The organism is Psychroserpens mesophilus (genome assembly GCF_050617655.1).
Classification (GTDB): Bacteria; Bacteroidota; Bacteroidia; order Flavobacteriales; family Flavobacteriaceae; genus Psychroserpens; species Psychroserpens mesophilus_A.
In genome coordinates, this window is the sequence record NZ_JBODQC010000594.1 from 1 (window position 1) to 228 (window position 228).

The following is a 228-nucleotide window of genomic DNA, read 5'->3' on the forward strand; positions in this document are numbered from 1 at the left end:
GTTTCAGAAGGTCGAGGTGCCGATCCTCGGCGTGGTCGAGAACATGGCCATCCACATCTGCTCGCAATGCGGCCACGCCGAACACATCTTCGGCGAGGGCGGCGGCCAGCGCATGGCCCGCGAATATGAAACCCCGTCGCTCGGCAGCCTGCCCCTCACGCTGGCGATCCGCGAACAGACCGACGCGGCCACGCCCACTGTGGTGGCGGATACGGGCAGCGAAGCCGC

General features: G+C 67.5%; 1 protein-coding gene. It reads left to right on the plus strand.

Annotated features, from left to right (window positions below):
• Nucleotides 1-228: P-loop NTPase (locus ACRHNM_RS18565; protein WP_431138094.1), on the plus strand; the 228-nt coding region annotated here is incomplete at both ends.